We start from the raw sequence: 7,179 nt of genomic DNA, 5'->3' as shown, positions 1-7,179 counted from the left end.
AGCCTGAAAGGGGTTGTGGTGAACCATAGAATCTCCCACGAATTAGTTTCTTTGTGTTGATCGAGGGCGTCGCTTGGACTTGGCCTCTACCACAAAGCTGGTTTGTGTTTTTCGTAGGAGGGTCGCCCTCGGCGCGACGGCGTCCGCAGGACGCCCCTGGGGTACAACAAGCTGGCCCGGTGGCCAGGCCATCGCCCGGAGTCCGGCCTCCCACAGGCTAGCCCCCAAGGTTTGCTGCTGAGATGCCCTTACTGCTCGTCCGCGTCCCGTATACGCTCTTGCCGTTCCTGCTCTTCGGCAAAAGCTGCACGGATTTCGTCGACCACCGAACCGACATCAGCAGCTTCCTCGCTCTCGGCAAAATAGCCTGTCAGTTCTGTGTCCGGCTCCAGTTCGCCTTCCTCGTACTTCGCCCACATCTCTTTGGCATAGCGCGTCTCCAGCAGGTCCGCAGCGTACTGACCGTAGTACTCGGTCATGTTATTCACGTCGCGTTCAAGCATCGAGCGCGCATTGTTATTTGCTGCAGCGTCCACAGCCTGGGGCAGATCGATGATTACCGGGCCGTAATCGTCGACCAGCACGTTGAACTCGGACAGGTCGCCATGCACCAGACCTTCACAGAGCATCAGTTTGACGTATTCCATTACCAGCGCATGGTCTTCACGGGCCTGCTCGGCGGACATGCTGATGTCGTTCAGGCGTGGCGCGACGCCACCTTCTTCGTCGGTCACCAGCTCCATAAGCAGTACGCCTTCGAAGCAGCCATAGGGTTGCGGCACCCGCACGCCGGCTCGTGCGAGACGGTAAAGCGCGTCCACTTCGGCGTTCTGCCAGGCCTCTTCCTGCTGGTTGCGGCCGAACTTCGAACCTTTCTCCATGGCTCGGGAGCGACGCGAGTTGCGCACCTTTCTGCCTTCCTGGTACAGCACGGCCTGTTTGAAGCTGCGCTTGGCCGCTTCCTTGTAAACCTTGGCGCAGCGGATTTCATTGCCACAGCGCACTACATATACGGCAGCTTCCTTGCCACTCATTAGCGGACGTATTACTTCGTCCACCAGACCGTCGTCTACTAGCGGTTGTATTCGTTTAGGGATTTTCATAGCGCCCTTATACCCTGAAACGGGCAACTTGATAATCCCCTTGCACGAGTGACAATGAAATAGACCCTTTGCGGCCTTCGTTTTACCTGGCTGGAACGAGGCGCCGACGGCTAGCACCCGTTCCGGTCGTTATGACAACGCGCCGCGTCTGATCCATCTGATAGTCGCGCTGTTTGACGCTGCTGACAAAGCGCCAGTCGGCGGTGGCGCGCTCCGGGGTGAAGGTGACGATCATGTAGCCACGCTGATTGGCGTTCAGGTATTGCACATCAGACGCGAGCGTGACCATGGCCTGCTCGACCAGCGGAACGAGCTCCAGGGGCATATTCAGATAACTCTCCATGCCTGGGGAGGTCACCGAGCTGGTCGCAAATTCCACTCCGGCGTGGGTGCCATCAGTAGCCAGCAAATTGTTGGCCCAGGCATTATGCGTATCGCCAGCCAGCACTACGAGGTTCCTGTCGTGTGTCACCGCGTGTTTGAGGAGCGCTTCCCGTTCATGGCCGTACCCGTCCCAGGCATCGAGACTGTAGGGTACCAATGTCTCCGCCTGATCGATCTCCCGCGCCGTTAGCGCAGGGTCGTGACGCTGATGGCGTAGCTTGATGTCGATCAGCTCGTTGAGGGTTTGCGCAAGGTCGGGATGCGAGGAAGCCTGGAGAGCGGATAATAACGCCCGAGGCAACAGCCTTCGGCCCATCAGCACCTGCTGACCCAATACCTGCCAGGTGGACGTGGAAGCCTCCAGCGCACCGTATAGCCAGCGGCGCTGGGCATGACCCAGCAGGCTGCGGTTGGCGTCCATGCTGTCGCGCCTGAAAGCGGCAGCCTTGAAGCCTTCTTCGTCGTAATAGTCCGCGAAGGCCAGCTGACGGTCGCGTCCGACAATACGGGTGTCGAGCATGTGCAGGCTCACCAGGTTGCCGAAATCGAAACTGCGGTAAATGGTTTCGCGGTCATCCGGATGGGCGGGGCGCACTGGCATCCATTCGAACCAGGCTTGCAGGGCCGCGCGTTTGCGCGCCGTGAAGTTCCCTTCATCCTCACCGTGGTTCTGCGCACCCTGTTGCCAGGTGTCATTGCTGATTTCGTGATCATCCCACACCGCGATACAGGGGGCGGCTGCATGCAGCGCCTGCAGGGCGTTGTCGGTGCGGTATAGAGCGTAACGCTTGCGGTAGTCTGACAAGGTAAACAGCTCGCCATTGTTGTCAGCCGGCAAGGATCGGCCGAGTGTCTGAGCGTCTGCTGTGGCGTAACCGTCAGCGCCGTATTCGTAGATGTAATCGCCGAGATGTATCACGGCGTCCAGTTGATCAACACGCGCAGCTTCGGCATAGACATGAAAGTGACCGGCCGGATAGTTTGCGCAGGAAAGCACCGCAAAGCGCACCTGGCTGACATCCCCCTGCGGCAAGGTTTTGCTGATACCCACGGGGGAGAGCACACCTTGCGCGTTGAACCGGTAGTAATAGTGGGCGCCCGGTTGCAGGTTGAGTACGTCGATCTTGACCGTATGGTCCTGAGCAGGACCGGTAACAGTAGCCCCTTTGTGCAGCAGCTGTGCGAAATCGGGATCGGCTGCTACTTCCCAGCCGACCTCGAGGTCGTTTTCCGGACCGTCAAGGAGTGACAGGCGGGTCCAGATAATGAAACGGTCCTGCCTGGGATCACCACTGGCTACCCCATGCCGAAACGCGATCCTGCCCCCGGTGGGGCGTGGTGCTGAGCCGGCAGAACTGACCACGCCGCTTTGTAGACCGGTGGAGACTACGATACTGCCAAACGCGAGTGTCGAAGCTCGCAGAAAGTCGCGCCGATTCATGCCCGCCGCTCCTGTAGGAATCGATATGCCCGCAAGGATCAGTCAACCAGTGCGCCTTGTACCAGCGCGCGTAGCTCCTGTCTTACCAGGTAAGCAGAGGAGGGTATCAACTGGGTCATGAAAATCACCACCAGATCCTCCACCGGATCGATGAAGAAAGCGGTGCCGGCCATGCCGCCCCAGCCGTATTCACCAACAGAGCCAATGGTTTGCGATTTGGCGATATCGGTCTTGACCGAAAAACCGAGGCCAAAGCCGGAGCCGTCATAGGGTGTTTCGCTGAAGCCGCCGACCGAGACGCTGGGCAGATCCGCATTGTCCGGCAGATGGTTCAAGCGCATGAACTCGAGCGTCTTGCGACCGATAATTCTTGCGCCTTCCAGTTCGCCGCCATTGGCCAGGGCCTGGGCGAAACGGTGGTAATCGCTGATACTGGAAACCAGACCACCACCACCGGACAGGTAGCCATGTCGGCGCGCGAAATGTGAATGCTGCGGGTCGTCCTGCAAGCTGAATTGATCACCTGGCAAATACTGGTAGCACGCCGCGAAGCGGTCCAGGCTGTCGGCGGGCACGGTGAAGAAAGTGTCCTGCATGTTCAGCGGTTTGAACACCTGCTCGGCGAAGTAATCTTCAAGACTCATGCCCGACAACAGTTGTACCAGATAGCCGCAAATGTCGGTGGCCACCGAATAATTCCAGGCTGTGCCCGGTGAAAACTCCAGCGGCAATCGCGACAGTTCATCCACCAGGCGCTCGAGCGTCAGACCGGAATTGCCGTCGAGTTTCAGTTCCCGATAGGCCGCATCAACATTGGTGCGATTCATGAAACCGTAGGTCAGGCCCGACTGATGCGTCAGAAGGTCCCGAATGGTCATGGGGCGTTCGCAGGGTACAGTTATGAAGTTGGGATGCACACCGGATTTATAGACGCGCAGATCCTTCCACGCGGGTATGTACTTGTGCACCGGATCGTCCAATAAGAACCGACCCTGCTCATACAACTGCATCAAGGCAATTGACGTTACCGGTTTGGTCATTGAATAGACACGGAACAAGGTATCCGTCTGAACCGGCTTGTTGCGCTCTACATCCATCAGTCCCTGGGCGTGCAGGTAGGCAATTTCGCCATGCCGGGCGACCAGGGTCAGAGCCCCCGGAAGTCGGCCGGGGGTGATATAGGCTCTGTCCAGATGCTCGGCAATTCGTGACAGGCGCCGGGTGTCGAGGCCGGCGATGATGGCGGTTTCAGTCATGCAGAGGTCCGTTTGCTGGTGTGAAGTTGCCTTGATGGTACCGCGTCAGAACCCGGCTGGGGGAGTATTCCCTTATCTGCCAATATGCCGTCATAAGCCCAGCACGTTGCCCGGCTTGATTGTTGATGATGATCGCCCACCGGCAGTCAGGACTGCGCAAGACGCCGTGAACCCATCCTTGGGGGCTTGACGAAAACATCCCTGTTTTCGACACTTGCTCCACCCTGACAGCCGGTGGGCTTGATCGGGCCTAGAATATTTCCGGGTTCAGTTCGCCACCGACGAGAAATTCGCTTGTGTGTTCAAGCTGCTTCGCTGTAAAAATCGCGCTCCAGAAATCAGCTTGAGGTACGCGATGAAATGAGCGAAACAACGCCCTGTCTGAACTGCGGTGCATGCTGTGCCACATTCAGGGTTTCGTTTTACTGGGGCGAGACGGACAGCGCCCAAGAGGGAGGTGTACCTTCCCATCTGACGGAACAGATAAGCCCGCATTTGAGTTGTATGCAAGGTACCAATCAGCCCGAGCCTCGCTGTGTGTCATTGATGGGGTCGGTCGGCGGTGCGGTACGCTGCAATATCTACGAGCAACGTTCCAGCGCTTGTCGGGAATTTCCCTATCATGGGGAAGCAGGGCAGGAAAGTCCGCATTGTCAGCGCGCCAGGGCCAGACATGGCCTGCCCCCGCTGCCAAATCCGCACCACCCGGATCTTGTTCCTGTGGTCGCGGCCTGACTGAGCAGGCAAGCTTGCTGTAGAGCCCTGGGGCTGTAGAGCGCCTGCTCTACGGCAAACTATCCGTCGTACACGGGTTTCTCAGACGATCGCTAACCCTGTTCAAGCCCAGCGTCGAGCAGGTGCTCGACACTCCCAGGAAAAGCTAATCGTGCCTCCCTGGGGCGTAAAGCGCCTGGTTGTGTAGGAAAACAACAAGGCCCCGCATATGCGAGGCCTTGTTTCGTTCCAGCACCAAATTACATGTTGGGGTAATTCGGTCCGCCGGTGCCCTCAGGGGCTACCCAGTTGATGTTCTGGGCCGGGTCCTTGATGTCACAGGTTTTGCAGTGAACGCAGTTCTGCGCATTGATCTGGAACCGTTTGTCACCGTCGTCGTTGGTGACGACTTCGTACACGCCAGCCGGGCAATAGCGCTGCGCTGGCTCATCGTACAGCGGCAGGTTGTGCTCGATCGGGATGCTGGGATCCTTGAGCGTCAGGTGAACCGGCTGATCTTCCTCGTGGTTAGTGTTTGACAGGAACACCGAGGAAAGCTTGTCGAAGCTCAGCACGCCGTCCGGCTTCGGATAGTTGATCTTTTCAGCTTCCGAGGCTTTTTTCAGGCATGCGTAGTCCGGCGTGGTGTCGTGCAGGGTCACCGGCATCTTCCCACCGAACAGATTCTGGTCGATGAAGTTGAACGCGTTACCCAGCAGCGCACCGTATTTGTGGATAGCGGCGCCGAAGTTGCGCGAGCGGAACAGCTCGTCGTAGACCCAGCTGGCTTTGAAGCTTTCAACGTAGCCTGTCAGCTCGTCGCCACCTTCACGGCCAGCACCTAATGCTTCAAGCACCGCGTCGGCAGCGATCATGCCCGACTTCATGGCCGTATGGTTACCCTTGATCTTGGAGAAGTTCAGGGTGCCGAGGTCGCAGCCAATCAGCGCGCCGCCCGGGAATACCATCTTGGGCAGAGAGTTCAGGCCGCCTTTGGCAATGGCACGTGCGCCGTAAGACACACGCTTGCCGCCTTCCAGATACTGCTTCACTACCGGATGGTGCTTGTAGCGCTGGAATTCATCGAAGGGTGACAGGTGCGGATTGGAATAGGACAGATCAATGATCAGACCTACCACGACCTGGTTGTTTTCGATGTGATACAGGAAGGAACCGCCGGTGTTCTCGCTACCCACGATATCCATCGGCCAGCCTGCCGTGTGGACGACCAGGCCTTCTTCATGCTTGGCAGGATCAATATCCCAGATTTCCTTGATGCCGATACCGTAGTGCTGGGGATCGACACCGTCGTTCAGTTTGAACTGGTTCATCAGCTGCTTGCCGATGTGGCCGCGGCAGCCTTCGGCGAACAGGGTGTACTTGGCACGCAGTTCCATACCAGGGGTAAAGAAGCCTTCCTTCGGGTTGCCTTCACGGTCAACGCCAAGGTCGCCTGTGACGATACCGCGAACGACGCCGCCTTCATCGATCAGCGCTTCCTGGGCAGCAAATCCGGGGTAGACTTCCACGCCAAGGTTTTCGGCCTGTTCAGCCAGCCAGCGGCACAGGTTGCCCAGGGAAATGATGTAGTTGCCTTCGTTGTGCATGGTTTTCGGCACAAACAGGTTCGGGATTTTGTAGCCTTTTTCTTCGTTGGTGAGCATATAGATGTCATCACGCTTCACCGGCGTGTTAAGAGGCGCACCCATTTCCTTCCAGTCGGGGAAGAGTTCGTTCAGGGCGCGTGGCTCGAAAACGGCGCCAGAGAGGAGGTGGGCACCGACCTCGGAACCTTTTTCAACGACGCAGACGCTGACTTCCTGGCCTTTTTCAGCAGCCTGCTGCTTGATGCGACAGGCAGCGGAGAGGCCGGACGGCCCTGCGCCGACGATGACAACGTCAAACTCCATGAATTCGCGTTCCACTATATATCTCCTACTCTAGGCCGGATCAGAATTTAGTTATCGAGGCCCATCCCGGGCCGGTTAGCCGCGCATTATATCAGCCAAGCAGGGCTGCTCCAACGCAAACATACGCTAGCGGTTCAGACAGCGGCCCGCACAACAAGGTCCACACCTTGACCCGGTGTAGGCTCATCGTCATGATAAAGCGCTTTTTTTATGAATGGTCCCGTCCGGTCATCCAGTCAACTTCATTATCCGGAGACGGGAAGCTCTCGAGGTTTTATTCACTAAGAGGATGCCATGAAGGTACTAGTAGCGGTTAAACGGGTCGTTGACTACAACGTCAAGGTTCGCGTCAAAGCGGACAATTCCGGTGT

The 7,179-nt window shown here is 57.7% G+C and carries 5 protein-coding genes and 1 pseudogene; 2 read left to right on the top strand and 4 right to left on the bottom strand.

Annotated features, from left to right (window positions below; translation table 11 throughout):
* Positions 1–248 precede the first annotated feature (248 nt).
* From FZE95_RS19310 to FZE95_RS19300, 3 genes are all read right to left on the bottom strand, one after another.
* On the bottom strand, positions 249–1,103 hold the full coding sequence (locus FZE95_RS19310) for a PA4780 family RIO1-like protein kinase (RefSeq protein ID WP_150302423.1): 855 nt from the start codon (positions 1,101–1,103) through the stop codon (positions 249–251).
* A gap of 82 nt (positions 1,104–1,185) precedes the next feature.
* Complete coding sequence (locus tag FZE95_RS19305) at positions 1,186–2,928, bottom strand: alkaline phosphatase D family protein (protein ID WP_150302422.1); 1,743 nt, start codon at positions 2,926–2,928, stop codon at positions 1,186–1,188.
* A 38-nt stretch (positions 2,929–2,966) separates the two neighbouring features.
* On the bottom strand, positions 2,967–4,184 hold the full coding sequence (locus FZE95_RS19300; protein ID WP_150302421.1) for a serine hydrolase domain-containing protein: 1,218 nt from the start codon (positions 4,182–4,184) through the stop codon (positions 2,967–2,969).
* Between the two features lie 360 nt (positions 4,185–4,544).
* On the opposite strand from FZE95_RS19300, the gene FZE95_RS19295 reads away from it, so the two are divergent.
* Positions 4,545–4,919: a YkgJ family cysteine cluster protein gene (locus FZE95_RS19295; RefSeq protein WP_150302420.1), complete on the top strand. Its 375-nt coding sequence runs from the start codon at positions 4,545–4,547 to the stop codon at positions 4,917–4,919.
* Between the two features lie 239 nt (positions 4,920–5,158).
* On the opposite strand, the gene FZE95_RS19290 is transcribed toward FZE95_RS19295, so the two are convergent.
* A complete protein-coding gene (locus FZE95_RS19290; RefSeq protein ID WP_150302419.1) occupies positions 5,159–6,823 on the bottom strand; it encodes an electron transfer flavoprotein-ubiquinone oxidoreductase in 1,665 nt (554 codons plus the stop codon).
* A gap of 279 nt (positions 6,824–7,102) precedes the next feature.
* Between FZE95_RS19290 and FZE95_RS19285 the strand changes: the two are divergent.
* Positions 7,103–7,179 (top strand): annotated as a pseudogene (locus FZE95_RS19285) (electron transfer flavoprotein subunit beta/FixA family protein); the annotation flags it as partial.

The organism is Pseudomonas profundi (genome assembly GCF_008638305.1).
GTDB lineage: Bacteria > Pseudomonadota > Gammaproteobacteria > Pseudomonadales > Pseudomonadaceae > Halopseudomonas > Halopseudomonas profundi.
Note: the sequence above shows the minus strand (reverse complement) of the source record. Positions and strands in the feature narration are given on the sequence as shown.